Source organism: Arthrobacter sp. BPSS-3 (genome assembly GCF_044628475.1).
Taxonomy (GTDB): domain Bacteria; phylum Actinomycetota; class Actinomycetes; order Actinomycetales; family Micrococcaceae; genus Arthrobacter.
The window spans coordinates 395205-421494 of sequence record NZ_JBIMMV010000001.1; the positions used below are offsets into that span (position 1 = coordinate 395205).

Genomic DNA, 26290 nt, shown 5'->3' on the forward strand with positions numbered 1-26290 from the left:
CCGGTGTTTGCAATCGCGGCGTAAGTGGGGTAGACAAGTAGGTTGCTTTGCCGTATCGTAGATATTTGCGTCTTCCCTGTTTACCTTCAGCCTTCATATAGCGGTGGGCTTAGCCTGACAGCTGTTCCATCAATGTGCCGTCTACAACGTGCACCAGCATGGGCAGTACGGGTCCCGGGTCATATAGCGGAACCGGATTGGTAGCACTGCGGAGTCACTTCGCAGACTGCATGACGGGGGAGATCTGAAAACGCCTGAAGGTCTGTGGAAGGATCCCTCTTGGTCGCCTCGAGCACCTCTAATGAAAACAACGCCGCTATTAATGCCGACAGCACCGATGGTGCCACCCGCCGGCTCTCCTTCGCTAAGATTCACGAACCGCTGGATGTTCCGAATCTGCTTGCCCTGCAAACCGACAGCTTTGACTGGCTGGTCGGCAACGAACGCTGGCAGGCACGCGTAGCGAAGGCAGTCGAAGAAGGTGACCTGAGCGTCGCAACGACGTCCGGTCTGTCCGACATCTTCGAAGAGATCTCCCCGATCGAGGACTTCCAGGGCACCATGTCCCTGAGCTTCTCCGAGCCGGAGTTCGCTGACCCCAAGTACACCATGGCCGAGTGCAAGGACCGGGACGCTACGTACTCGGCTCCGCTGTACGTCAAGGCCGAGTTCATGAACAACAACACGGGCGAAATCAAGCAGCAGACCGTGTTCATGGGTGACTTCCCGCTGATGACCGAGAAGGGCACCTTCGTCGTCAACGGCACCGAGCGTGTCGTCGTCTCCCAGCTGGTCCGTTCGCCGGGCGCCTACTTCGAGCGCACCGCCGACAAGACCAGCGACAAGGACATCTTCACCGCGAAGATCATCCCGTCCCGCGGCGCCTGGTTCGAACTCGAGATCGACAAGCGCGACCAGGTCGGCGTCCGCCTCGACCGCAAGCGCAAGCAGTCCGTCACGGTGCTGCTGAAGGCCCTCGGCTGGACCGAAGGCCAGATCCTCGAGGAATTCGGCCAGTACGACTCCATGCGTGCCACGCTGGAGAAGGACGCCACCGAAACCCGCGAAGACGCGTTGCTGGACATCTACCGGAAGCTGCGCCCGGGCGAGCCGCCCACCGTCGAAGCTGCCCAGTCGCTGCTGGACAACCTGTACTTCAACTCCAAGCGCTACGATCTGGCCAAGGTTGGCCGTTACAAGATCAACCGCAAGCTGGGCATCGACCGCTCCCTTGGCGACAAGGAAGCCTCGGTCCTGCACGTTGAAGACATCGTCGCCATGATCAAGTTCCTCGTCGCGCTGCACGCCGGCGAGAAGACCATCATGGGCAAGCGCGATGGCCAGGACCACGAGCTGCGCGTCGAGATCGACGACATCGACCACTTCGGCAACCGCCGCATCCGCGCCGTCGGCGAGCTCATCGAGAACCAGGTCCGCACCGGCCTGTCCCGCATGGAGCGCGTTGTCCGCGAGCGGATGACCACCCAGGACGTCGAGGCGATCACGCCGCAGACCCTGATCAACATCCGTCCGGTCGTTGCCGCGATCAAGGAGTTCTTCGGAACCTCCCAGCTCTCGCAGTTCATGGACCAGAACAACCCGCTCTCGGGCCTGACCCACAAGCGCCGCCTGTCCGCGCTGGGCCCCGGCGGTCTGTCCCGTGACCGTGCCGGCATGGAAGTCCGTGACGTGCACCCGTCCCACTACGGACGTATGTGCCCCATTGAAACCCCTGAAGGCCCGAACATCGGTCTGATCGGTTCGCTGGCGTCCTACGGCCGGATCAACCCGTTCGGTTTCATCGAGACCCCGTACCGGCTGGTCAAGGACGGCGTCGTCTCCGACGACGTCCAGTACCTGACCGCCGACGACGAGGCCGAGGTGCTCATCGCCCAGGCCAACGCGCCGCTGGACGAGAACAAGAAGTTCGCCGAGGACACCGTCCTGGTCCGTGCCCGTGGTGGTGGAGGCGAGCCCGTGCTGGTCCCGGCCGCCGACGTCGAGTTCATGGACGTTTCCCCGCGCCAGATGGTGTCCGTGGCTACCGCCCTGATCCCGTTCCTCGAGCACGACGATGCCAACCGTGCACTCATGGGTGCCAACATGCAGCGCCAGGCCGTGCCGCTGGTCCGCTCCGAGGCGCCGTTCGTCGGCACCGGCATGGAGCGCGCCGCCGCCGTCGACGCCGGTGACGTGGTCATCGCGAAGAAGGCCGGTGTGGTCACCGAGGTCTCCGCCGAGCTCGTCATCATGCTCAACGACGACGGCACCGAGACGAACTACCGGATCAACAAGTTCGCCCGCTCCAATCAGGGCAACTGCTACAACCACCGTGTCCTGGTCAACGAAGGCCAGCGCCTCGAGGTCGGCGGCATCATCGCCGACGGCCCGGCGACGGACCAGGGTGAACTCGCCCTCGGAAAGAACCTCCTCGTGGCATTCATGTCCTGGGAAGGCCACAACTTCGAGGACGCCATCATCCTCTCCCAGCGGATCGTGGCCGAGGATGTCCTGTCCTCGATCCACATCGAGGAGCACGAGATCGATGCCCGCGACACCAAGCTTGGTGCCGAGGAAATCACCCGTGACATCCCGAACGTGTCCGAGGAAGTCCTGGCCGGACTGGACGAGCGCGGCATCATCCACATCGGTGCCGAGGTCGAAGCCGGCGACATCCTGGTCGGCAAGGTCACGCCCAAGGGCGAGACCGAACTGACCCCGGAAGAGCGCCTGCTGCGCGCCATCTTCGGTGAGAAGTCCCGCGAAGTGCGCGACACCTCCCTGAAGGTGCCCCACGGCGAGTCCGGCACCGTCATCGGCGTCCGCGTCTTCGACCGCGACAACGACGACGAGCTGCCCCCGGGCGTGAACCAGCTGGTGCGCGTCTACGTGGCCGCCAAGCGCAAGATCACCGACGGTGACAAGCTCGCCGGCCGTCACGGCAACAAGGGCGTCATCTCCAAGATCCTGCCCGTCGAGGACATGCCGTTCCTCGCGGACGGTACCCCGGTGGACATCGTCCTGAACCCGCTGGGTGTTCCGGGCCGTATGAACGTCGGCCAGGTCCTGGAAACGCACCTGGGCTGGGTTGCCAAGACCGGCTGGAAGATCGAAGGCGAGCCCGAGTGGGTCAAGAACCTGCCGAACCTGCCGCGGGAGAGTGGTTCCACCACCGTCGCGACGCCGGTCTTCGACGGTGCCCGCGAAGAGGAAATCACCGGTCTGCTGGACTCCACCAACGTGACCCGCGACGGTGACCGCCTGATCAACTCCTCCGGCAAGACCCGCCTGTTCGACGGCCGCTCCGGCGAGCCGTTCCCGGATCCGATCTCGGTCGGCTACATGTACATCCTGAAGCTCCACCACCTGGTGGACGACAAGATCCACGCGCGCTCCACCGGCCCGTACTCCATGATCACGCAGCAGCCGCTGGGTGGTAAGGCACAGTTCGGCGGCCAGCGCTTCGGTGAAATGGAAGTGTGGGCGCTCGAAGCTTACGGCGCCGCCTACACGCTCCAGGAACTCCTCACGATCAAGTCCGATGACATCCACGGTCGTGTGAAGGTCTACGAAGCGATCGTCAAGGGCGAGAACATCCCCGAGCCGGGCGTTCCTGAGTCCTTCAAGGTCTTGATCAAGGAAATGCAGTCGCTGTGCCTGAACGTGGAAGTTCTTTCCACGGACGGAACCACAATTGAAATGCGTGACTCTGATGACGCAGTCTTCACGGCTGCGGAAGAACTGGGCATCGATCTGTCTCGTGCAGAGCCCAGTTCCGTAGAAGAGGTCTAGCAGGGAGTCCACGACGGCGGGCTTGCCGCCCGCCGTTGGACGACCTCCCTCTTCCCGTAACCCAAGACTTCAGAATTTAGAGAACAAGAGAGAACAGGGACCATATGTCCAGCGAATCCTCCTTCGGCCTCATGCAGATCGGCCTCGCCACCGCGGAAGACATCCGCGGCTGGTCTTACGGCGAGGTTAAGAAGCCGGAAACCATCAACTACCGCACGCTCAAGCCCGAGAAGGACGGCCTCTTCTGCGAGAAGATCTTCGGCCCGTCCCGCGACTGGGAGTGCTACTGCGGTAAGTACAAGCGCGTGCGCTTCAAGGGCATCATCTGCGAGCGGTGTGGCGTTGAGGTCACCCGCGCCAAGGTCCGCCGTGAGCGCATGGGCCACATCGAGCTGGCCGCCCCGGTCACGCACATCTGGTACTTCAAGGGTGTTCCGTCCCGCCTGGGCTACCTCCTTGACCTGGCTCCGAAGGACCTCGAAAAGGTCATCTACTTCGCCGCCTACATGATCACCAGCGTCGACACCGATGCCCGCCACGAGGAACTGCCCAACCTGCAGGTTGAGCACGACATCGAGAAGAAGCAGCTGATCGACAACCGCGATGCCGACATCGCCGCGATCGCCCGCGACCTCGAAGGCGAAATCGCACGCCTCGAGGGCGAAGGCGCGAAGGCTGCCGACAAGAAGAAGGCCCGCGACTCCGCCGACCGCCAGATGGCGAACGTGCGCAAGCGTGCCGACGCCGACATCGAGCGCCTCGAGCAGGTCTGGGACCGGTTCAAGAACCTCAAGGTCGCCGACCTCGAAGGCGACGAGGGCCTCTACCGCGAACTGCGTGACCGCTACGGCATGTTCTTCGAGGGCTCCATGGGCGCCGAGGCCATCAAGAAGCGTCTCGAGAGCTTCGACATGCAGGCCGAGTCCGACCTGCTGCGCGACATCATCGCCAACGGCAAGGGCCAGCGCAAGACCCGCGCCCTCAAGCGCCTCAAGGTCGTCAACGCGTTCCTGACCACCAACAACAGCCCCCTGGGCATGGTGCTGGACGCCGTCCCGGTGATCCCGCCGGAACTGCGCCCGATGGTCCAGCTGGACGGTGGCCGCTTCGCGACCTCCGACCTCAACGACCTGTACCGCCGCGTGATCAACCGCAACAACCGCCTCAAGCGGCTCCTGGACCTCGGTGCCCCCGAGATCATCGTCAACAACGAAAAGCGCATGCTTCAGGAAGCCGTTGACAGCCTGTTCGACAACGGCCGCCGCGGCCGTCCGGTCACCGGACCGGGCAACCGCCCGCTGAAGTCCCTGAGCGACATGCTCAAGGGCAAGCAGGGTCGTTTCCGTCAGAACCTCCTCGGCAAGCGCGTCGACTACTCCGGCCGTTCGGTCATCGTCGTCGGCCCGCAGCTGAAGCTGCACCAGTGCGGCCTGCCCAAGCAGATGGCGCTGGAGCTCTTCAAGCCGTTCGTGATGAAGCGCCTGGTTGACCTCAACCACGCCCAGAACATCAAGTCGGCCAAGCGCATGGTCGAGCGTTACCGTCCGCAGGTCTGGGACGTTCTCGAAGAGATCATCACCGAGCACCCGGTGCTGCTGAACCGTGCACCTACCCTGCACCGTCTCGGCATCCAGGCGTTCGAACCGCAGCTCGTCGAAGGCAAGGCCATCCAGCTTCACCCGCTGGTGTGTGGCGCCTTCAACGCCGACTTCGACGGCGACCAGATGGCAGTCCACCTGCCGCTGAGCCCCGAAGCCCAGGCCGAAGCCCGGATCCTGATGCTGTCCTCGAACAACATCCTGAAGCCGTCCGACGGCCGCCCGGTGACCCTGCCGTCGCAGGATATGATCATCGGCCTCTACCACCTGACCACCAAGCGTGTGGGTTCGGCGGGCGAAGGCCGGATCTTCTCCTCGATCTCCGAGGCCATCATGGCGTTCGACCTGCACGAGCTGCACCTGAACTCCAAGATCAAGATCCGTCTTGACGGCTTCGTGCCCTACGCGGGCTGGGAAGCCCCGGAGGGCTGGGAGCAGGGTCAGACCGCACTGGTCGAGACGTCGCTGGGCCAGGTCATCTTCAACCAGACGCTGCCCGCGGACTACCCGTGGGTTGAGGCTGTTGCCGACAAGGGCGAACTGTCCCGGATCGTCAACGACCTCGCCGAGCGCTACCCGAAGGTCGTCACGGCGGCAACGCTGGATAACCTGAAGGACGCCGGTTTCTACTGGGCCACCCGCTCGGGCGTCACCGTCGCCATCTCGGACATCGAGGTTCCGGCCTCCAAGCCGGAGCTGCTGGCCGGTTACGAGACCATGGCCGCGAAGATCCAGGGCCAGTACGACAAGGGCCTGATCGACGACGACGAGCGTCGCCAGGAACTGATCGAGATCTGGAACAAGGCCACGAACGAGATCGCCCAGGCGATGCGTGACAGCCTGTCGCCGATGAACACCATCAACCGCATGGTGTCCTCCGGTGCCCGTGGTAACTGGATGCAGGTCCGTCAGATCGCGGGTATCCGTGGCCTGGTGGCCAACCCGAAGGGTGAGATCATCCCGCGTCCGATCAAGTCCTCCTACCGCGAGGGCCTGTCGGTGCTGGAATACTTCATCGCCACGCACGGTGCCCGTAAGGGTCTGGCCGATACCGCTCTGCGTACCGCCAACTCGGGTTACCTGACCCGTCGTCTGGTGGACGTCTCGCAGGACGTCATCGTCCGTGAAGAGGACTGCGGCACCGAACGCGGCCTCGTCACCCCGATTGCCGTGGCTGACGCCAACGGCGAGCTGGTCCTGGACGAGAACGTGGAGAACAGCGCCTACGCCCGCACCCTGGCCGTGGACGTCGTTGACTCCTCGGGCAAGGTCCTGGCGGCTGCCGGCACCGACTGCGGCGACGTGGTCATCGCTGAGCTGTTCGCGGCCGGCATCACCGAGGTCAAGGTCCGCTCCGTACTCACCTGTGAGTCCAGCGTCGGTACCTGCGCCCTGTGCTACGGCCGTTCGCTGGCCACCGGCAAGACCGTTGACATCGGCGAGGCCGTCGGCATCATCGCCGCACAGTCCATCGGTGAGCCCGGTACCCAGCTGACCATGCGTACGTTCCACACCGGTGGTGCTGTGTCCGCCGGCGGCGGTGACGACATCACCCAGGGTCTGCCCCGTATCCAGGAGCTCTTCGAAGCCCGTACCCCGAAGGGTGTCGCACCGATTGCCGAGGCGGCCGGTCGCATCACCATCGAAGAGTCCGAGCGCCAGATGCGTCTGGTCATCACCCCGGATGACGGTTCCGAAGAGATCGCCTACCCGGTGCTGCGCCGTTCCCGTCTCCTGATTGAAGACGGCGACCACGTCAGCGTCGGCCAGAAGCTGATCAACGGTCCGGTCGACCCTAAGCAGGTGCTGCGCATCATGGGTCCCCGTGCCGCGCAGAAGTTCCTGGTGGACGAGGTCCAAGGCGTGTACCGCAGCCAGGGCATCGGTATCCACGACAAGCACGTCGAGGTTATCGTCCGCCAGATGCTGCGCCGCGTCACGGTCATCGAGTCCGGTGAATCCGACCTGCTGCCTGGCGAGCTCGCCGAGCGCAGCCGGTTCGAGGACGCGAACCGCCGCGTGGTCTCCGAGGGCAAGACGCCGGCCTCCGGCCGTCCCGAGCTCATGGGTATCACCAAGGCCTCGCTGGCCACTGAGTCCTGGCTGTCCGCAGCATCCTTCCAGGAGACCACCCGCGTCCTGACGCAGGCGGCCATGGAAGGCAAGAGCGATCCGCTGCTGGGCCTCAAGGAGAACGTCATCATCGGTAAGCTGATCCCGGCCGGCACGGGTCTCCCGCGCTACACCGAGGTCACGGTCGAGCCGACCGAGGAAGCGAAGGCCAACCTCTTCACCGGCCCGAGCGCGTTCAGCGACTTCTCCTACGATTCCCTGGGCGGCGACGGAGCTCCTGAGTTCCACGCCATCCCGCTGGATGACTACGACCTGGGCAGCGACTTCCGCTAACCAACCGGGCGGCCCGCCGCCCCGGTAACAGGTCACTGAACGGTCCTCCACCTTCACGGTGGGGGACCGTTCCCGTTTAAGCACGTCGGGCCGTCTGCCGGCGGCCTTTATGTCCGGTCCGGGGGCCCGAATTCCCCGCCGATTAAGGGCCGGGGCCCGCCCGTGGTAGACTGGAGACTAATTGTTATTGTGGCAGTGGATGAGTGCGCCGGTTCAGGAACCAGCTTCGTGCTGAGGATGAACCGAGACGACGTTTCCGGTTTGCAGGGTTCTTGTGCAACGTATGCCACATTTTCGCATGCCTAGGGGCACTTCCGGACGCGAGTCCGCCGGCCCCGGTGTGCGGTCCGACTATTAAGGCTTCGCCTCAGCTGCTCTGGAGATCACTTCAAAGCTCGAGCGGCGGGGCGCAGCGACAAGAGAGCGGCCGCCAACGGCCGTTCCGGATAAAACGGAGAACACGAGAGTGCCTACGATTAACCAGCTGGTCCGCAAGGGCCGCACGCCTAAGGTCTCGAAGACCAAGGCTCCCGCGCTTAAGGGCAGCCCGATGCGCCGCGGTGTTTGCACCCGCGTCTACACGACCACCCCGAAGAAGCCGAACTCGGCTCTGCGTAAGGTTGCCCGTGTGCGCCTCAACGGTGGCGTTGAAGTCACCGCTTACATCCCCGGTGTTGGCCACAACCTGCAGGAGCACTCCATTGTGCTCGTCCGCGGCGGCCGTGTGAAGGACCTCCCGGGTGTCCGCTACAAGATCGTCCGTGGCGCCCTCGATACCCAGGGCGTGAAGAACCGTAAGCAGGCCCGCAGCCGCTACGGCGCAAAGATGGAGAAGAAGTAATATGCCTCGCAAGGGTCCGGCCCCCAAGCGGCCGCTAGTACTAGATCCCGTTTACGGCTCCCCGCTGGTCACTCAGCTGATCAACAAGGTGCTGGTTGACGGCAAGAAGTCCACCGCAGAGCGCATCGTCTACGGTGCCCTCGAAGGCGCCCGCGCCAAGTCCGGTGGCGACCCCGTTGCAGCCCTCAAGAAGGCCATGGACAACGTCAAGCCTTCCCTCGAGGTCCGCTCCCGCCGTGTCGGTGGCGCAACCTACCAGGTTCCCGTTGAGGTCAAGCCGGGCCGCTCCACGGCCCTGGCCCTCCGCTGGCTGGTCGGTTACTCCAAGGCCCGCCGCGAGAAGACGATGACCGAGCGCCTCCAGAACGAAATCCTGGATGCCTCGAACGGTCTCGGAGCCGCTGTAAAGCGTCGCGAAGACACCCACAAGATGGCCGAGTCCAACAAGGCCTTCGCACACTACCGCTGGTAATACTTCCCGGACGCCGCCGGCTCAACCGGGCCGGCGGCGAACGTGCAGTCCATCCGAAAGGGAGACACCGTGGCACAGGACGTGCTTACCGACCTTAGCAAGGTCCGCAACATCGGCATCATGGCCCACATTGATGCCGGCAAGACCACTACTACCGAGCGCATCCTGTTCTACACGGGTGTGAACCACAAGATCGGCGAGACCCACGACGGCGCGTCGACCACCGACTGGATGGAACAGGAAAAGGAACGCGGCATCACCATCACGTCTGCCGCCGTGACCTGCTTCTGGGAAAACAACCAGATCAACATCATCGACACCCCCGGCCACGTGGACTTCACGGTTGAGGTTGAGCGCTCTCTGCGCGTCCTCGACGGTGCAGTCGCCGTGTTCGATGGCAAGGAAGGCGTGGAGCCGCAGTCCGAGACTGTCTGGCGCCAGGCCGACAAGTACAACGTTCCGCGTATCTGCTTCGTCAACAAGATGGACAAGCTGGGCGCCGACTTCTACTTCACCGTTGACACCATCGTCAGCCGCCTCGGCGCCAAGCCGCTGGTCATGCAGCTGCCGATCGGTGCCGAAAACGACTTCATCGGCGTCGTCGACCTGCTCTACATGCGCTCCCTGGTGTGGCCCGGCGATGCCAAGGGTGACGTGACCATGGGTGCCAAGTACGAGATCCAGGAGATCCCGGCTGACCTCAAGGAAAAGGCCGAGGAGTACCGCAACGCCCTCGTTGAGACCGTTGCCGAGTCCTCCGAAGAGCTCATGGAAAAGTACCTTGAGGGCGAAGAGATCACGATCGACGAGCTCAAGGCCGGCATCCGCAAGATGACGATCAACTCCGAGCTCTACCCGGTCTTCTGTGGCTCCGCGTTCAAGAACCGCGGCGTCCAGCCGATGCTCGACGCCGTCGTGGACTACCTGCCGAACCCGCTTGACGTCCCGCCGATGGTCGGTCACGACCCGCGCGACGAAGAGAAGGAACTGACCCGTAAGCCCTCCGCTGACGAGCCGTTCTCCGCTCTGGCGTTCAAGATCGCCGCGCACCCCTTCTTCGGTCAGCTGACCTTCATCCGCGTGTACTCCGGTCACGTTGAGGCCGGCGCCCAGGTGGTCAACTCCACCAAGGGCAAGAAGGAGCGCATCGGCAAGCTGTTCCAGATGCACGCCAACAAGGAAATGCCGGTTGACGGCGCTACCGCTGGCCACATCTACGCAGCGATCGGCCTGAAGGACACCACCACGGGCGACACCCTGTGCGACGCGTCCAACCAGATCGTCCTCGAGTCCATGAGCTTCCCGGAGCCCGTGATCTCGGTTGCCATCGAGCCGAACACCAAGGGTGACCAGGAGAAGCTCTCCACGGCCATCCAGAAGCTCTCCGCTGAGGACCCGACCTTCCAGGTCTCCCTCAACGAAGACACCGGCCAGACCATCATCGCCGGCATGGGCGAGCTCCACCTGGACATCCTGGTGGACCGCATGCGCCGCGAATTCAAGGTCGAGGCAAACGTGGGCAAGCCCCAGGTCGCCTACCGCGAAACCATCAAGCGTGCTGTGGAGCGTCACGACTACACGCACAAGAAGCAGACCGGTGGTTCGGGCCAGTTCGCAAAGATCCAGATCGCGATCGAGCCGCTGGACACCGCCGAGGGCGAGATGTACGAGTTCGAGAACAAGGTCACCGGTGGCCGCGTTCCGCGCGAATACATTCCTTCGGTTGACGCCGGCATCCAGGACGCGCTCAACGACGGCGTCCTGGCCGGTTACCCGGTTGTTGGTATCAAGGCCACGCTGATTGACGGCGCTTACCACGATGTTGACTCCTCGGAAATGGCGTTCAAGATCGCCGGCCGGATGGCTTTCAAGGAAGCCGCCCGCAAGGCGAACCCTGTCCTGCTTGAACCGCTGATGGATGTCGAGGTCCGCACCCCTGAGGAATACATGGGTGAAGTTATCGGTGACCTCAACTCCCGCCGTGGCCAGATGCAGTCCATGGAGGATGCCCAGGGCGTCAAGGTCATTCGTGCGCACGTTCCGCTGTCCGGCATGTTCGGCTACATCGGTGACCTGCGTTCGAAGACCCAGGGCCGCGCTGTGTACTCCATGACGTTCAACAGCTACGCGGAGGTCCCGAAGGCAGTTGCCGACGAGATCATCCAGAAGAGCCGCGGCGAGTAGTCTCCGGACTGCACGCAGCTGCGACAAAAACTCGGGTGCGTTTCCTCCAGGGGAGATTCACCTTGTGCTGGCGGCCGGACCCGGTCCGGCCGCCAGCACGAACAGGCTCGAGGCACTAGTATTAGTTCCTGAATCTGCAATTTCACCAATCCAAAGCCCCCCAAGTAGACTTACTGGAGTTTCGGCCGCGACAAGCGCGGGCGAAGGGTAAGTCATTTGAAAACGTTCTAGGAGGAACCTGTGGCAAAGGCAAAGTTCGAGCGGACTAAGCCGCACGTTAACATCGGTACCATTGGTCACGTTGACCACGGTAAGACGACGCTGACGGCCGCCATTTCCAAGGTGCTGTACGACAAGTACCCGACTCTCAACGAGAAGCGTGACTTCGCCTCGATTGACTCTGCTCCCGAAGAGCGTCAGCGCGGCATTACCATCAACATCTCCCACGTTGAGTACCAGACCGAGAAGCGTCACTACGCACACGTTGACGCCCCCGGTCACGCTGACTACATCAAGAACATGATCACCGGTGCTGCCCAGATGGACGGCGCAATCCTCGTGGTTGCCGCTACCGACGGCCCGATGGCTCAGACCCGCGAGCACGTTCTGCTCGCCCGCCAGGTTGGTGTTCCCTACCTGCTGGTCGCCCTGAACAAGGCTGACATGGTCGACGACGAAGAGCTCCTCGACCTCGTCGAAATGGAAGTTCGTGAGCTCCTGAGCTCGCAGGGCTTCGATGGCGACAACGCCCCGGTTGTCCGCGTTTCCGGCCTCAAGGCTCTGGAAGGCGACCCGGAGTGGGTCAAGTCCGTTGAGGACCTGATGGAAGCCGTCGACGAGTCCGTTCCGGACCCGGTTCGTGACCGCGACAAGCCGTTCCTGATGCCGATCGAAGACGTCTTCACCATCACCGGCCGTGGCACCGTTGTTACGGGCCGCGCCGAGCGTGGCACCCTCGCCATCAACTCCGAGGTCGAGATCGTCGGCATCCGCCCGGTCCAGAAGACCACGGTTACCGGTATCGAGATGTTCCACAAGCAGCTCGACGAAGCATGGGCCGGCGAGAACTGTGGCCTGCTGCTCCGTGGCCTCAAGCGCGACGATGTCGAGCGTGGCCAGGTTGTCGTCAAGCCGGGTTCCATCACCCCGCACACCGACTTCGAGGCCAACGTCTACATCCTCTCCAAGGACGAAGGCGGACGCCACAACCCGTTCTACTCGAACTACCGCCCGCAGTTCTACTTCCGTACGACGGACGTTACCGGCGTCATCACCCTGCCGGAAGGCACGGAAATGGTTATGCCCGGCGACAACACTGAGATGACCGTTGCGCTCATCCAGCCGATCGCAATGGAAGAGGGCCTCGGCTTCGCTATCCGTGAAGGCGGCCGCACCGTTGGTTCGGGACGTGTCACCAAGATCATCAAGTAATTTGATGGCCTAGCACGATCGGCACGGCTCCTCGGAGCTGCCACGATCACAACAGCCCCGCTGCACTGCAGCGGGGCTGTTGGCTTTTAATAGCGGCCGATCACTGTGAGGCACCCCGGTGGCGGGCCCGGCTGAGCGCGCGGTACCAGTAGTAGGACTCCTTGGGCGTCCGCTCCAGGGTCCCGAAGTCCACGTGGACCAGGCCGAAGCGCTGCGAGTAACCAGCTGCCCATTCGAAGTTGTCCATCAGCGTCCAGACGTAGTACCCGAGGAGTTCGACGTCGTGGGCGATACCGCCGGGAGCGGTCGCCGCCAAGGCCTCGCCCAGGTGGCCCTCAAGGTAGGCGATGCGGCTGGGATCGGGCAGTGTCCCGTCGACATGGTCCGGCTCCGGGAAGCTGGCGCCGCTCTCGGTGATGAAGAGCGGCGGAAGCGCGGCGCCGTAACGGTCTTTAAGTCCGCGCAGCAGCGTGCCGAGGTGCTCCGGTGCCACGGGCCAGCCGAAGCCGGTGGTGGGGTACTCGGGGAAAGCGGCCAGGTGGAACGGCAGCCGTGCCATCGCCTCCGTGGTCCCTGCGGGACTCTCCGCCGGGCCCCGGCCGGCGGCGGCGCGCACCGGGTAGTAGTAGTTCAGTCCGTAGAAATCCAGCGGCTGGTGGATGGTTTCGAGATCCGCGTCGGACACCCGGGACAGGTGGCGGAACCAGGGCCGGGCCGCCAGCGGGGGTGTGGGGTACCGGCCCAGCAGGATCGGGTCCGCGTAGATCCGGTTGAGGGCGAGATCGAAAACTGTGGCCATCAGCCGGTCCAGGATCGAGCCGCTGGCCGGATGCACGGGGGAGTGCAGGTTGGTGACGCCGACCGCCCCGGGGACGCCGGCGGCGCGGAGGGCCTGCACCGCCAGGCCGTGCGCCAGCAGCTGGTGGTGGACGGAGGGCAGGGCGTTGAACAGCAGGTCGCGGCCGGGGGCGTGGACGCCGAGGGCATAGCCGTTCAGCGTCACCGAGGCCGGTTCGTTCAGGGTCACCCAGTGGGAGACGCGGTCGCCGAACCGGTCGGCCGCCGCGGCGGCGTAGTCGCCGAAGCGCAGGGCCGTGTCCCGGTTCATCCAGCCGCCGCGGTGCTCCAGAGGCAGGGGGGTGTCCCAGTGGTAGAGGGTGGCCATGGGGGCGATGCCCGCGGCCAGCAGCCGGTCGATCAGCCGGTCGTAGAAGTCCAGGCCGGCCGGATTGACCGGTCCCGTTCCGTCCGGCTGGATCCGCGGCCAGGAGAGCGAGAAGCGGTAGGAGTCGACGCCGAGGTCCCGCATGAGGTCCACGTCCTCGTCCATGCGGTGGTAGTGGTCGCACGCGACGGCGGGGGAGTGGCCGTCCTGGATGGTCCCGGGCTTCTCGGCGAAGGCATCCCAGCCGGAGGGGCCGCGGCCGCCGGCGGACAGGGCGCCCTCGATCTGGAAGGCCGCGGAGGCCACCCCCAGGAGGAAGCCCTCGGGGAGGCGTTCGGCGAGGTCGCGGACGGCGGCGGAGTCCTGCACGGTCATCACCACATCCTCGTCCGCGCAGGCGCCGAAGGCAACGGATCGGCGGCCGAAAATCCCGCCAATTGGCGTCTGCCCGATATTTCCGGCATACTAGATGAGTTGTTCAAGCGCTCTTTCGCGTCCCGATCCGGATAATGCCGGGTGTCAGGGTCCAGGTAAGAGCCCAAACATAACCCACTCTCCAAGGAATTGCGGACGAGTACGCGTGCACAGCGCGACACGCCCGACCGCGGGGGTCGGTTGCGCCGGCAGGTTGAGGAACCCGGATTCATCCGGATTCAGCTTGTGCGGCGGGTGGTGGTTACGACCTCAAATGCTTCGGCAGCCGCACAACACGTAAGTGAACAGGGCAGCCCTAACCAGGGGAAGCACAGACTGAAAGAGAGTCAGGCGACATGGCGGGACAAAAAATCCGCATCCGGCTGAAGTCATACGACCACGAGGTCATTGACGTTTCAGCACGGAAGATCGTTGAGACGGTCACGCGCGCAGGCGCAACTGTAGTTGGCCCCGTGCCGCTGCCGACGGAGAAGAACGTGTACTGCGTTATCCGCTCTCCGCACAAGTACAAGGACAGCCGCGAGCACTTCGAAATGCGCACGCACAAGCGTCTTATCGACATCATCGACCCCACGCCCAAGGCTGTTGACTCGCTCATGCGTCTCGACCTGCCGGCCGACGTGAACATCGAAATCAAGCTGTAGGGAGGTGCTGAGAGACTATGACCGCAACCCGTAACGTAAAGGGCCTGCTGGGCACGAAGCTCGGCATGACCCAGGTCTGGGACGAGAACAACAAGCTCATCCCCGTCACTGTGGTCCAGGCAGACTCGAACGTCGTCACCCAGCTGCGCAACGCAGAGGCTGATGGCTACGTCGCCGTTCAGATCGGCTACGGCCAGATCGACCCCCGCAAGGTCACCAAGCCGCTGGCTGGTCACTTTGAAAAGGCAGGCGTCACGCCTCGCCGCCACGTCGTCGAACTGCGCACTGCAGATGCCGACTCTTACGAGCTGGGCCAGGAGCTCTCTGTTGAGCTCTTCGAAGCCGGCCAGAAGATCGACGTCGTCGGCACCACCAAGGGTAAGGGCTTCGCCGGTGTTATGAAGCGTCACGGCTTCCACGGCGTTGGAGCTTCCCACGGTGCTCACAAGAACCACCGTAAGCCCGGTTCAATCGGTGGCGCATCCACCCCGAGCCGCGTCTTCAAGGGCATGAAAATGGCCGGCCGCATGGGCGCCGTTCGTCACACCACGCTGAACCTCACGGTCCACGCGGTTGACGTCGAGAAGTCGCTGCTCCTTATCAAGGGTGCCGTTCCCGGCGCCCGCGGCCAGGTCGTCCTCGTACGCACCGCCGTGAAGGGAGCCTAGTTCAATGACTAGCACTGTCAAGGTTGACCTGCCTGCAGAGATCTTCGATGTTCAGACCAACGTGCCGCTGCTGCACCAGGTCGTCGTCGCACAGCTCGCTGCTGCTCGCCAGGGTACCCACAAGACCAAGACCCGCGCCGAGGTTTCCGGTGCCGGTCGCAAGCCGTTCAAGCAGAAGGGCACCGGCCGCGCCCGTCAGGGTTCCATCCGCGCTCCTCACATGACCGGTGGTGGCATCGTCCACGGCCCGACGCCGCGTGACTACAGCCAGCGCACCCCCAAGAAGATGATTGCTGCTGCACTGCGCGGCGCTCTCTCTGACCGCGCCCGCAACGGCCGCGTCCACGTCGTCGCTGAACTGGTTGCCGGCTCCAAGCCGTCCTCCCGTGAAGCACTGGCAACGCTGCGTGGCGTCTCCGAGCGCAAGAACCTGCTCGTCGTCATCGACCGCGCCAACGACGTTGCTGCACTTTCCGTGCGCAACCTCCAGGACGTTCACGTTCTGTACGCAGACCAGCTGAACACCTACGACGTGCTCGTTTCTGACGACGTAGTCTTCACCAAGGCCGCCTACGACGCATTCGTTGCGGACAAGGCTGCAAAGACCGAGGAGGATGCCAAGTGAGCGCAGCCACCATCAAAGACCCGCGCGACGTCGTCCTGGCGCCCGTCGTCTCGGAAAAGAGCTACGGCCTGATCGACGAGGGCAAGTACACCTTCCTGGTGGACCCCCGCTCGAGCAAGACCGAGATCAAGCTGGCCGTGGAGAAGATCTTCTCCGTCAAGGTTGACTCGATCAACACCATCAACCGTGCCGGTAAGCGCAAGCGGACCAAATTCGGATGGGGCACCCGCAAGAGCACCAAGCGTGCGATTGTCAGCCTCAAAGAAGGCACTATCGACATCTTCGGCGGTCCGCTCTCGTAGCGGAGACCACTTTAACGAGGAAATAAATTATGGGAATCCGTAAATACAAGCCGACTACCCCGGGCCGTCGTGGCTCGAGCGTAGCGGACTTCACCGAAATCACGCGGTCGACGCCGGAAAAGTCGTTGGTTCGTCCCCTCCCGAAAAAGGGTGGACGTAACAACACCGGTAAGATCACGACCCGTCACAAGGGTGGTGGACACAAGCGTCAGTACCGTCTGATCGACTTCCGTCGCCACGACAAGGACGGCGTCAACGCCCGCGTTGCCGAAATCGAGTACGATCCGAACCGCACGGCTCGCATCGCCCTCCTGCACTACGTTGATGGCACCAAGCGTTACATCATCGCCCCGAACAAGCTGGCCCAGGGTGACACCGTGGAAGCAGGTGCCGACGCTGACATCAAGCCCGGCAACAACCTGCCGCTGCGCAACATCCCGGTCGGTACCGTGATCCACGCAGTTGAACTGCGTCCGGGTGGCGGCGCCAAGATGGGCCGCTCCGCCGGCGCATCGATCCAGCTCGTCGCCAAGGAAGGCCGTTACGCCCAGCTGCGTCTGCCCTCCGGCGAAATCCGCAACGTTGACGTGCGCTGCCGCGCCACCGTCGGCGAGGTCGGCAACGCCGAGCAGTCGAACATCAACTGGGGCAAGGCCGGCCGTATGCGCTGGAAGGGCGTCCGCCCGACCGTCCGTGGTGTCGCCATGAACCCGGTTGACCACCCGCACGGTGGTGGTGAGGGTAAGACCTCCGGTGGTCGTAACCCCGTCAACCCCAACGGTAAGCGCGAAGGCCGCACCCGCCGTCCCAACAAAGAGAGCGACAAGCTTATTGTTCGTCGCCGTCGTACTGGCAAGAACAAGCGATAGGAGCCTGGACACATGCCACGCAGCCTGAAAAAAGGTCCTTTCGTTGACCAGCACCTCTTTGTGAAGGTAGCCAGGGAAAACGAAAAGGGCACCAAGAACGTCATCAAGACCTGGTCCCGCCGTTCGATGATCGTCCCCGACATGCTCGGCCACACGATCGCCGTGCACGACGGACGCAAGCACATCCCGGTGTTTGTCACTGAGTCGATGGTCGGGCACAAGCTCGGCGAATTCGCTCCCACGCGGACTTTCCGCGGCCATGTCAAGGACGACCGTAAGGGCAAGCGCCGCTAGGCGCCTGCACTTACGTCAAAGACGAGAGAAGGAAAGCAATGGAAGCCAAGGCAATTGCGCGTCACATCCGCGTAACGCCTATGAAGGCCCGGCGCGTCGTCAACCTTGTTCGTGGGAAGCAAGCGAACGAGGCTCTGGCAATTCTGAAGTTTGCCCCGCAGGCAGCTTCTGAGCCGGTATTCAAGGTAGTTCAGTCGGCAATCTCCAACGCCCGGGTCCTCGCGGACCGCGACGGCGTGGCGTTTGACGAAGGTGACCTCATCATCAGCGAAGCGTTTGTTGATGAAGGCCCGACCATGAAGCGGTTCCAGCCGCGCGCCCAGGGTCGTGCATTTCAGATCAAGAAGCGCACGAGCCACATCACCGTGGTAGTCGCTACCCCGGAGAAAGAGGAGGCTCGCTAAGTGGGACAGAAAGTAAACCCGCACGGGTTCCGACTCGGCATCACCACCGATCACGTATCGCACTGGTTCGCCGACAGCACCAAGTCCGGCCAGCGGTACAAGGACTTCGTTCGCGAAGACATCCGCATCCGCCAGCTCATGTCCACGGGCATGGAGCGCGCCGGTATTGCCAAGGTTGAGATCGAGCGCACCCGCGACCGTGTCCGCGTGGATATCCACACGGCTCGTCCGGGCATCGTGATCGGCCGCCGCGGCGCCGAAGCAGACCGCATCCGCGGCGAGCTCGAAAAGCTGACCGGCAAGCAGGTCCAGCTGAACATCCTCGAGGTCAAGAACCCCGAGATGGAAGCCCAGCTTGTTGCCCAGGGCGTTGCAGAGCAGCTGACTTCCCGCGTGGCTTTCCGCCGCGCGATGAAGAAGGCCATGCAGTCCGCGCAGCGTGCCGGTGCCAAGGGCATCCGTATCGCTTGCTCGGGTCGACTGGGTGGCGCTGAAATGTCCCGCTCGGAGTTCTACCGCGAAGGCCGTGTGCCCCTGCACACCCTCCGCGCGAACATCGACTACGGCTTCTACGAGGCCAAGACCACCTTCGGCCGCATCGGCGTGAAGGTCTGGATCTACAAGGGTGACGTCACCGCCAAGGAACTGGCCCAGCAGGCTGCTGCTGCCCCGTCCCGCGGCCGCGCTGGCGACCGTCCGGGCCGTCCCGGTGGCGCCGACCGTGGTGACCGCCGTCGTCGTAACGACCGTCCGGCCGCCGACGCAGCTCCTGCTGCCGAGGCTCCGGCAGAGGCGGCTCCGGCCGCTGCAGAAGGAGGACAGGCTTAAATGCTTATCCCACGTCGAGTCAAGCACCGTAAGCAGCACCACCCGGGTCGTTCCGGCGCTGCCACGGGTGGCACCGAGGTTTCGTTCGGTGAGTGGGGTATCCAGGCTCTGAGCCCGGCATACGTCACCAACCGCCAGATCGAATCCGCCCGTATCGCGATGACCCGCCACATCAAGCGTGGCGGCAAGGTCTGGATCAACATCTACCCGGACCGTCCGCTGACCAAGAAGCCGGCCGAAACCCGCATGGGTTCCGGTAAGGGTTCGCCGGAATGGTGGGTCTCCAACGTCAAGCCGGGCCGGGTTCTCTTCGAACTCTCCGGTGTCAATGAAGAGGTAGCTCGCGAGGCCCTGCGCCTGGCAATCCACAAGCTGCCGTTGAAGGCACGCATTGTGCGTCGCGAAGGTGGTGAATAGAAATGGCAGTAGGGTCGAAGGAACTCGCACCCAAGCAGCTGGACGGTTTCGACAACGAGCGTCTCGTTGAGGAACTCCGCAAGGCGAAGGAAGAGCTGTTCAACCTGCGTTTCCAGTCCGCCACCGGACAGCTGGAGAACCACGGTCGTCTGCGCGCGGTAAAGAAGGACATCGCACGCATCTACACCGTTCTCCGCGAACGCGAGCTGGGCATTCGTGCCGAGGTTGCCGCACCGGTTGTGGAAGCCAAGGAAGAAAAGAAGTCCAAGAAGGCTGCAACCAAGAAGGCTGACAAGGCCGACGAGGTTGAGACCGAGGAGGACGCCAAGTGAGTGAAAAGGACGAGAACGTGACGGAAACTGTTTCCGACGCTGCCAAGGCTGACGAGCGCGGTTACCGCAAGACGAAGCGCGGCTACGTCGTCTCGGACAAGATGGAAAAGACCATCGTTGTCCAGGTCGAAGACCGCGTGAAGCACGCGCTCTACGGCAAGGTCATGCGGCGCAACACCAAGATCAAGGCTCACGACGAAGAGAACAGCGCCGGCATCGGCGACCTGGTTCTCCTCGCGGAGACCCGCCCGCTCTCCGCTACCAAGCGGTGGCGCCTGGTCGAGATCCTCGAAAAGGCCAAGTAGCATCTGCTGCCTCCCCGTCAGGGGAACCGGCTAGGAAACCCCCGTTCCCGTCTGGGAGCGGGGGTTTTGCCGTTCCCGGGGGAGTGGCCGCAACACCGTGGGACGCTCCCTCACTTCTGGCGCGTTTCCGTGGGACGCTCCCTCACTTCTGGCGCGTTTCCGTGGGACGCTCCCGCACTTCTGGTGCGCTCCTGCGGGACGCTCCCTCACTTCTGGTGCGTTCCTGCGGGACGCCCCCGCTTTTGCGGTGCGTTGCTGCAGGACCCCGAGGCGGATCTGAGGGAGCGTCGGGGGAGAGCGCCCCGGATCTGAGGGATCGTCGGGGGAGAGCGCGCCGGATGCTTGGGGGAGGCCGTCGGCTGTGATATGGGGATCTGCCGGAATCGTGCTAGGATATTGAGTTTGTATGGCGCCTTTCGTGTGCCATCGTCAACCTCGTAAACAATCGTGCCACGGCATAGTGCATGCCCGCGCCCCAAGGCGCACGGGATGCAACTGCTTTTGGCACGGGCGTTTAGGCCTGGTCTGGCAAAATCCAGGCAGGTCAAGAGACACCCCGATCAACCGTTCCGCAAGGCTCATTCCGTAGCAAGATCACGGCCTGAGAACCGGCGCGACGCAAGGAGTAAATAGTGATTCAGCAGGAGTCGCGACTCAAGGTCGCCGACAACACGGGTGCTAAGGAAATCCTTACCATTCGCGTTCTCGGTGGATCCGGTCGTCGCTACGCAGGCATCGGCGACGTCATCGTCGCCACCGTCAAGGATGCAATCCCGGGCGGCAATGTAAAGAAGGGCGATGTCGTCAAGGCTGTCATCGTCCGCACCAAGAAGGAACGCCGCCGTGCGGATGGTTCCTACATCAAGTTTGACGAGAACGCAGCTGTGATCCTGAAGAACGACGGTGACCCCCGCGGTACCCGTATCTTCGGACCGGTTGGTCGTGAACTGCGCGACAAGAAGTTCATGAAGATCGTTTCTCTGGCTCCGGAGGTGCTCTAGTCCATGGCTAAGATCAAGAAGGGTGACCTCGTTCAGGTCATCACTGGCGCCAAGGCTGAGCGCGGCGGCGACCGCGGCAAGCAGGGCAAGGTCCTGCGCGTGTTCCCCGAGACCAACCGCGTGCTGGTCGAAGGCATCAACCGCGTCACCAAGCACACCAAGGTCGGTCAGTCGCAGCGCGGCACCAAGACCGGTGGCATCGAGGTCGTTGAGGCCCCGATCCACATCTCCAACGTGGCCCTGGTTGACCCCTCCACCAAGAAGCCCACGCGCGTCGGTTTCCGCACCGAGACCGTTGAGCGCGATGGCGTGAAGCGCGAAGTGCGCGTCCGCGTGGCCAAGAGCTCAGGGAAGGACATCTAATGACTGAGACTCTCGAGACTCCGGCTAGCAAGATCGTTCCTCGTCTGAAGACCAAGTACGCCGATTCCATCAAGAGCGCGCTCGTTGAGGAATTCAAGTACGACAACGTCAACCAGGTTCCCCGCCTGGTGAAGGTCGTTGTGAACATGGGTGTTGGAGATGCCGCCAAGGACTCCAAGCTGATCGACGGCGCCGTCCGCGACCTGACCCTGATCACCGGCCAGAAGCCGCAGGTCACCAAGGCCCGCAAGTCGATCGCACAGTTCAAGCTGCGTGAAGGCATGCCGATTGGTGCGCACGCCACCCTCCGTGGCGACCGCATGTGGGAATTCCTGGACCGCCTTGTCACGCTGGCTCTGCCGCGTATCCGGGACTTCCGGGGCCTCAGCGGCAAGCAGTTTGATGGCAACGGCAACTACACCTTCGGTCTGACCGAGCAGGTTATGTTCCACGAGATCGACCAGGATTCCATCGACCGCGTTCGCGGTATGGACATCACCGTCGTGACCACTGCCAAGACCGACGACGAAGGCCGCGCGCTGCTCAAGGCGCTGGGCTTCCCGTTCAAGACCGAAGACTAATCCAGCTACATAAAAGGTCCGCACGCCAGTCACTAGGCCGGCAGCGGAAACCGTTATGAGGAAGGGCAAGAGCCCACCATGACTATGACAGATCCTGTCGCAGATATGCTTACGCGTCTGCGCAACGCAAACTCGGCATACCACGATTCCGTGTCTATGCCTTACAGCAAGCTCAAGGCTCGCGTCGCCGACATCCTTAAGGCAGAAGGCTTCATCGCCGGCTGGAAGGAAGAAGACGCGGAGGTCGGCAAGAAGCTGACCCTCGAGCTCAAGTTCGGTCCGAACCGCGAGCGTTCCATCGCCGGTGTTCGCCGTATCTCCAAGCCGGGTCTCCGCGTTTACGCGAAGTCCACCAACCTGCCGCACGTGCTGGGTGGCCTGGGTATCGCAATCCTGTCCACCTCTTCCGGCCTCCTGACTGACAAGCAGGCCGGCAAGAAGGGCGTGGGCGGCGAAGTCCTCGCGTACGTCTGGTAACGGGAAAGGAAGAGAATAATGTCACGTATTGGACGTCTCCCCATCACCGTTCCTGCCGGCGTTGAGGTCAAGGTTGACGGCTCTGTCGTCTCCGTCAAGGGTTCCAAGGGAGAGCTGAGCCACACCGTGCCCAGCCCGATCGAGGTCGCCCTGGAAGATGGCACCCTGACCGTCAGCCGCCCGAACGACGAGCGCGCCTCCCGTTCGCTGCACGGCCTGACCCGCACCCTGATCGCCAACATGATCCAGGGTGTCACCGCAGGCTACGAGAAGAAGCTTGAGATTGTCGGTACCGGTTACCGCGTCCAGGCCAAGGGTTCTGACCTGGAGTTCGCTCTGGGCTACAGCCACCCGGTCAACGTCTCGGCTCCGAACGGCATCACCTTTGCAGTTGAGACCCCGACGAAGCTCTCTGTTTCAGGTATCTCCAAGCAGCAGGTCGGCGAAGTTGCTGCCAACATTCGCAAGCTGCGGAAGCCCGACCCGTACAAGGGCAAGGGTATCCGCTACGCCGGCGAGGTCATCCGCCGCAAGGTCGGAAAGGCTGGTAAGTAACCATGGCCATCGCAATTAACAAGAAGCGTACGAACAAGAGCAAGTCTGCCCAGCGCAGCCGCCGCCAGCTTCGTATCCGCAAGCGCATTTCCGGTACGGCTGTACGTCCCCGCATGGTCGTCAACCGTTCGGCCCGCCACGTATTCGTCCAGGTTGTCGATGACACCAAGGGCCTGACCGTGGCAAGCGCCTCCACCCTGGAAGCCGACCTGCGCGCGTTCGACGGCGACAAGACCGCCAAGGCCAAGCGCGTCGGCGAGCTCGTTGCCGAGCGTGCCAAGGCTGCCGGCATCGAAGCTGTCGTCTTCGACCGCGGTGGTAACAAGTACCACGGCCGGATCGCCGCCGTCGCTGACGGCGCACGTGAAGGTGGGCTGGCACTGTGACCGAAAATAACGAAAAGGACACTCAGGTGACTGAAGCTGTAGCTGCTCCGGCAACCGAGACCGCTGCGCCTGCTACCACCGACGACCGCCGTGGCGGTGCCCGTCGTGGCGAGCGTGGCGACCGCGGCCAGGGCCGTGGCGACCGTGGTGGCCGTGGTGGCCGCGACGGCGGCCGCGAAGCGGAGAAGAGCCAGTTCGTAGAGCGCGTCGTAACCATCAACCGTGTTTCCAAGGTCGTCAAGGGTGGTCGGCGCTTCAGCTTCACCGCCCTCGTCGTCGTCGGTGACGGCAACGGTATGGTCGGCGTTGGCTACGGCAAGGCCAAGGAAGTTCCCGCCGCCATCGCGAAGGGCGTTGAAGAGGCCAAGAAGTCCTTCTTCCGCGTTCCCCGCATCGGCAGCACCATCCCGCACCGCGTTCAGGGTGAGGCCGCCGCAGGCGTCGTCATGCTGCGCCCGGCGTCGGCTGGTACCGGTGTTATCGCCGGTGGTCCGGTCCGCGCGGTCCTGGAGTGCGTGGGCATCCACGACATCCTCTCCAAGTCGCTCGGTTCCTCCAACGCCATCAACATCGTTCACGCGACCGTTGACGCGCTGAAGCGCCTCGAAGAGCCGGCAGCAGTGGCAGCACGCCGCGGCCTGCCCCTCGACGAGATCGCCACGCCGGCAATGGTGAAGGCGATCATGAACCAGAAGGCAGGTGTCTGAGTCATGGCGAAGAACCTGATTCCGTCCGACGCTCAGTTGGAGATCACCCAGATCAAGTCCGCCATTGGCGGCAAGCAGAACCAGCGCGACACCCTTCGGTCCCTCGGCCTGAAGCGGATCGGACACACCGTTGTCCGCACCGCCGACGCCGTGACCGTTGGCATGCTCAACACGGTTCCGCACCTGGTAAAGGTAGAGGAGGCGAAGTAAATGGCCGAGAAGAACACCGCCGAGAAGGCACAGGGCGCTGCTGAGAAGCAGAACGCGCTGAAGGTTCACCACCTGCGTCCCGCCCCGGGTGCCAAGACCGCCAAGACCCGCGTTGGTCGTGGTGAAGGCTCCAAGGGTAAGACCGCCGGTCGTGGCACCAAGGGCACTGCAGCCCGCTACCAGGTCAAGGCTGGCTTTGCCGGCGGCCAGCTGCCGCTGCACATGCGCCTGCCGAAGCTGCGCGGCTTCAAGAACCCGTTCCGGGTTGAGTTCCAGGTTGTAAACCTGGACAAGCTCAACGAGCTGTTCCCGGAAGGTGGCACTGTCACCGTGGAGAACCTGGTCGAAAAGGGCGCCGTTCGCAAGAACCAGCCCGTCAAGGTGCTAGGCACCGGCGACATCACCGTCAAGGTTGACGTCACCGCCCACGCATTCTCGGCCAGCGCTGCGGAAAAAATTGCCGCAGCCGGCGGAAGCACCACCGCCCTCTAAGGAGGCGGCGGGGCTGATGCCCGTTGCATAAAACTCCCGGCACCCTGGGGCTCACGCCTCCGGGTGCCGGGAGTTTTTTCACACCCGGACCCCCTGTCGATTGTTCGCAGGGAGCTTCCAACCGCTAGACTCGGTTGTTGGGTTTGTTTGACCTATCTCACACGATTTTACTTATTACACAGGAGGACGCTTGCTTAGCGCATTTGGCCGGGCCTTTCGCACGCCTGATCTGCGACGCAAGTTGTTGTTCACGCTGGGAATCATCACCATCTTCCGCTTGGGTGCCTTCATCCCCTCGCCCGGTGTGAGCTACCAGAATGTCCAGCAATGCTTGCAGAACGGTCAGACCTCGGGCGGGATCTACCAGCTCGTCAACCTGTTCAGCGGCGGTGCACTGCTCCAGGTCTCCATCTTCGCCCTGGGGATCATGCCCTACATCACCTCCAGCATCATTGTGCAGCTGCTCCGCGTGGTCATCCCGCGGTTCCAGCAGCTCTACGAAGAGGGTGCCTCCGGCCAGTCGAAGCTGACCCAGTACACCCGGTACCTGACGATCGCCCTGGGCCTGCTGAACGCCACGACGCTGGTGTCGCTGGCGCGCTCCGGCCAGCTGCTGCCGAACTGCCAGCTGCCGATCATCCCGGACTCAAGCATCATCACCACCATCCTGATCGTCATCACCCTGACGGCCGGCACCGGCCTGATCATGTGGATGGGTGAGCTCGTGACCGAAAAGGGCGTGGGCAACGGCATGTCGCTGCTGATCTTCACGTCAATCGCCGCCGGCTTCCCGACGTCCCTCGGCGCCATCTGGAAGGCGCAGGGCCCCGGCACGTTCTTCCTGGTGCTGCTGATCGGCCTGCTGACCGTGGCCCTGGTGGTCTTCGTCGAGCAGTCCCAGCGCCGCATCCCGGTGCAGTACGCGAAGCGCATGATCGGCCGCCGCACCGTGGGCGGCACCAGCACCTACATCCCGATCAAGGTGAACATGGCCGGCGTCGTGCCCGTCATCTTCGCCTCGTCGATGCTGTACCTGCCGGGCCTTATCGCTCAGTTCAACGCGCCCAAGCCGGGCGAGCAGATGGCCCCCTGGGTTGAGTGGATCAACAACAACCTGACCAAGGGTGACCACCCGATCTACATGGCCCTGTACTTCGCCCTGATTGTGTTCTTCACGTACTTCTATGTTGCGATCACTTTCAACCCTGAAGAAGTTTCTGACAACATGAAGAAGTACGGCGGCTTCATTCCGGGCATCCGTGCCGGCAAGCCGACCTCGGACTACCTGCAGTACGTGCTTTCCCGGATTACCTTGCCCGGCGCGATCTACCTGGGCTTCGTTGCCCTGATCCCGCTCATCGCCCTGGTCCTGATCAACGCCAACCAGAACTTCCCGTTCGGTGGCACCTCGATCCTGATCATGGTGGGCGTCGGCTTGGAGACCGTCAAGCAGATTGATGCGCAGCTACAGCAGCGTCACTACGAAGGGCTTTTGCGATGACGAGA

Annotated in this window: 28 protein-coding genes; 27 read left to right on the top strand and 1 reads right to left on the bottom strand. The window is 63.2% G+C overall.

Annotated features, from left to right (window positions below):
• Nucleotides 1-279: 279 nt before the first annotated feature.
• The 6 genes from rpoB (at nt 280) to tuf (ending at nt 12724) form a co-directional block, all read left to right on the top strand.
• Nucleotides 280-3792, top strand: a complete 3513-nt coding sequence (gene rpoB / locus ACFVY3_RS01915) for a DNA-directed RNA polymerase subunit beta (protein WP_364133363.1) — start codon at nt 280-282, stop codon at nt 3790-3792.
• A 104-nt stretch (nt 3793-3896) separates the two neighbouring features.
• Nucleotides 3897-7796 carry a DNA-directed RNA polymerase subunit beta' gene (locus ACFVY3_RS01920; protein WP_290255937.1) on the top strand — a complete coding sequence of 1300 codons (3900 nt, stop codon included), beginning with the start codon at nt 3897-3899 and terminating at the stop codon, nt 7794-7796.
• A gap of 466 nt (nt 7797-8262) precedes the next feature.
• Nucleotides 8263-8637 carry a 30S ribosomal protein S12 gene (gene rpsL, locus ACFVY3_RS01925; protein ID WP_009358312.1) on the top strand — a complete coding sequence of 125 codons (375 nt, stop codon included), beginning with the start codon at nt 8263-8265 and terminating at the stop codon, nt 8635-8637.
• Between the two features lies 1 nt (nt 8638).
• On the top strand, nt 8639-9109 hold the full coding sequence (rpsG, locus tag ACFVY3_RS01930; RefSeq protein WP_026531948.1) for a 30S ribosomal protein S7: 471 nt from the start codon (nt 8639-8641) through the stop codon (nt 9107-9109).
• A gap of 69 nt (nt 9110-9178) precedes the next feature.
• Nucleotides 9179-11293 carry an elongation factor G gene (gene fusA / locus ACFVY3_RS01935; RefSeq protein ID WP_290255935.1) on the top strand — a complete coding sequence of 705 codons (2115 nt, stop codon included), beginning with the start codon at nt 9179-9181 and terminating at the stop codon, nt 11291-11293.
• Nucleotides 11294-11533: 240 nt separating this feature from the next.
• Nucleotides 11534-12724 carry an elongation factor Tu gene (gene tuf, locus ACFVY3_RS01940; RefSeq protein WP_290255934.1) on the top strand — a complete coding sequence of 397 codons (1191 nt, stop codon included), beginning with the start codon at nt 11534-11536 and terminating at the stop codon, nt 12722-12724.
• A gap of 100 nt (nt 12725-12824) precedes the next feature.
• Here tuf and ACFVY3_RS01945 read toward each other — a convergent pair whose 3' ends face one another.
• Nucleotides 12825-14264 carry a GH1 family beta-glucosidase gene (locus ACFVY3_RS01945; protein WP_400158588.1) on the bottom strand — a complete coding sequence of 480 codons (1440 nt, stop codon included), beginning with the start codon at nt 14262-14264 and terminating at the stop codon, nt 12825-12827.
• Nucleotides 14265-14659: 395 nt separating this feature from the next.
• Between ACFVY3_RS01945 and rpsJ the strand changes: the two genes are divergently transcribed.
• The 21 genes from rpsJ (at nt 14660) to secY (ending at nt 26285) form a co-directional block, all read left to right on the top strand.
• Nucleotides 14660-14968, top strand: a complete 309-nt coding sequence (gene rpsJ / locus ACFVY3_RS01950; RefSeq protein WP_003803825.1) for a 30S ribosomal protein S10 — start codon at nt 14660-14662, stop codon at nt 14966-14968.
• A 17-nt stretch (nt 14969-14985) separates the two neighbouring features.
• Nucleotides 14986-15636 (top strand): 50S ribosomal protein L3, encoded by a 651-nt coding sequence (rplC, locus tag ACFVY3_RS01955; protein ID WP_290255932.1) that lies wholly within the window; start codon nt 14986-14988, stop codon nt 15634-15636.
• A 4-nt stretch (nt 15637-15640) separates the two neighbouring features.
• Nucleotides 15641-16261: a 50S ribosomal protein L4 gene (gene rplD, locus ACFVY3_RS01960; protein ID WP_290255931.1), complete on the top strand. Its 621-nt coding sequence runs from the start codon at nt 15641-15643 to the stop codon at nt 16259-16261.
• Complete coding sequence (gene rplW, locus ACFVY3_RS01965; protein ID WP_290255930.1) at nt 16258-16563, top strand: 50S ribosomal protein L23; 306 nt, start codon at nt 16258-16260, stop codon at nt 16561-16563. Before rplD ends, rplW begins: the two co-directional genes overlap by 4 nt.
• Nucleotides 16564-16592: 29 nt before the next feature.
• Nucleotides 16593-17432: a 50S ribosomal protein L2 gene (gene rplB, locus ACFVY3_RS01970; protein WP_290255929.1), complete on the top strand. Its 840-nt coding sequence runs from the start codon at nt 16593-16595 to the stop codon at nt 17430-17432.
• 12 nt (nt 17433-17444) lie between these two features.
• Nucleotides 17445-17726: a 30S ribosomal protein S19 gene (gene rpsS / locus ACFVY3_RS01975; RefSeq protein WP_018773666.1), complete on the top strand. Its 282-nt coding sequence runs from the start codon at nt 17445-17447 to the stop codon at nt 17724-17726.
• A 38-nt stretch (nt 17727-17764) separates the two neighbouring features.
• Nucleotides 17765-18130 carry a 50S ribosomal protein L22 gene (gene rplV / locus ACFVY3_RS01980; RefSeq protein WP_003803798.1) on the top strand — a complete coding sequence of 122 codons (366 nt, stop codon included), beginning with the start codon at nt 17765-17767 and terminating at the stop codon, nt 18128-18130.
• The gene (rpsC, locus tag ACFVY3_RS01985; RefSeq protein WP_290255928.1) at nt 18131-18958 is read left to right on the top strand and encodes a 30S ribosomal protein S3; all 828 of its coding nucleotides are present in this window, start codon (nt 18131-18133) and stop codon (nt 18956-18958) included.
• Nucleotides 18959-19375 (top strand): 50S ribosomal protein L16, encoded by a 417-nt coding sequence (rplP, locus tag ACFVY3_RS01990; protein WP_056737809.1) that lies wholly within the window; start codon nt 18959-18961, stop codon nt 19373-19375.
• Between the two features lie 2 nt (nt 19376-19377).
• The gene (gene rpmC, locus ACFVY3_RS01995; protein ID WP_290255927.1) at nt 19378-19707 is read left to right on the top strand and encodes a 50S ribosomal protein L29; all 330 of its coding nucleotides are present in this window, start codon (nt 19378-19380) and stop codon (nt 19705-19707) included.
• Nucleotides 19704-20012, top strand: a complete 309-nt coding sequence (gene rpsQ / locus ACFVY3_RS02000) for a 30S ribosomal protein S17 (protein WP_056737811.1) — start codon at nt 19704-19706, stop codon at nt 20010-20012. The genes rpmC and rpsQ overlap by 4 nt, the downstream gene beginning before the upstream one ends.
• Nucleotides 20013-20644: 632 nt before the next feature.
• Nucleotides 20645-21013: a 50S ribosomal protein L14 gene (rplN, locus tag ACFVY3_RS02005; RefSeq protein ID WP_003803789.1), complete on the top strand. Its 369-nt coding sequence runs from the start codon at nt 20645-20647 to the stop codon at nt 21011-21013.
• Nucleotides 21014-21016: 3 nt separating this feature from the next.
• Complete coding sequence (gene rplX, locus ACFVY3_RS02010) at nt 21017-21376, top strand: 50S ribosomal protein L24 (protein ID WP_290255926.1); 360 nt, start codon at nt 21017-21019, stop codon at nt 21374-21376.
• Nucleotides 21376-21957: a 50S ribosomal protein L5 gene (gene rplE, locus ACFVY3_RS02015; RefSeq protein WP_290255925.1), complete on the top strand. Its 582-nt coding sequence runs from the start codon at nt 21376-21378 to the stop codon at nt 21955-21957. Before rplX ends, rplE begins: the two co-directional genes overlap by 1 nt.
• Nucleotides 21958-22035: 78 nt before the next feature.
• A complete protein-coding gene (gene rpsH / locus ACFVY3_RS02020) occupies nt 22036-22434 on the top strand; it encodes a 30S ribosomal protein S8 (protein ID WP_018769139.1) in 399 nt (132 codons plus the stop codon).
• A gap of 18 nt (nt 22435-22452) precedes the next feature.
• Complete coding sequence (rplF, locus tag ACFVY3_RS02025) at nt 22453-22989, top strand: 50S ribosomal protein L6 (RefSeq protein ID WP_290255924.1); 537 nt, start codon at nt 22453-22455, stop codon at nt 22987-22989.
• Nucleotides 22990-22991: 2 nt separating this feature from the next.
• On the top strand, nt 22992-23375 hold the full coding sequence (gene rplR / locus ACFVY3_RS02030) for a 50S ribosomal protein L18 (RefSeq protein ID WP_290255923.1): 384 nt from the start codon (nt 22992-22994) through the stop codon (nt 23373-23375).
• 26 nt (nt 23376-23401) lie between these two features.
• A complete protein-coding gene (gene rpsE / locus ACFVY3_RS02035) occupies nt 23402-24082 on the top strand; it encodes a 30S ribosomal protein S5 (protein ID WP_290255922.1) in 681 nt (226 codons plus the stop codon).
• A 3-nt stretch (nt 24083-24085) separates the two neighbouring features.
• Complete coding sequence (gene rpmD, locus ACFVY3_RS02040) at nt 24086-24292, top strand: 50S ribosomal protein L30 (protein ID WP_056626615.1); 207 nt, start codon at nt 24086-24088, stop codon at nt 24290-24292.
• Nucleotides 24293-24784 (top strand): 50S ribosomal protein L15, encoded by a 492-nt coding sequence (gene rplO / locus ACFVY3_RS02045; protein ID WP_364133347.1) that lies wholly within the window; start codon nt 24293-24295, stop codon nt 24782-24784.
• A gap of 190 nt (nt 24785-24974) precedes the next feature.
• Nucleotides 24975-26285 (top strand): preprotein translocase subunit SecY, encoded by a 1311-nt coding sequence (secY, locus tag ACFVY3_RS02050; protein ID WP_400158589.1) that lies wholly within the window; start codon nt 24975-24977, stop codon nt 26283-26285.
• The last annotated feature ends 5 nt before the right edge of the window (nt 26286-26290 follow it).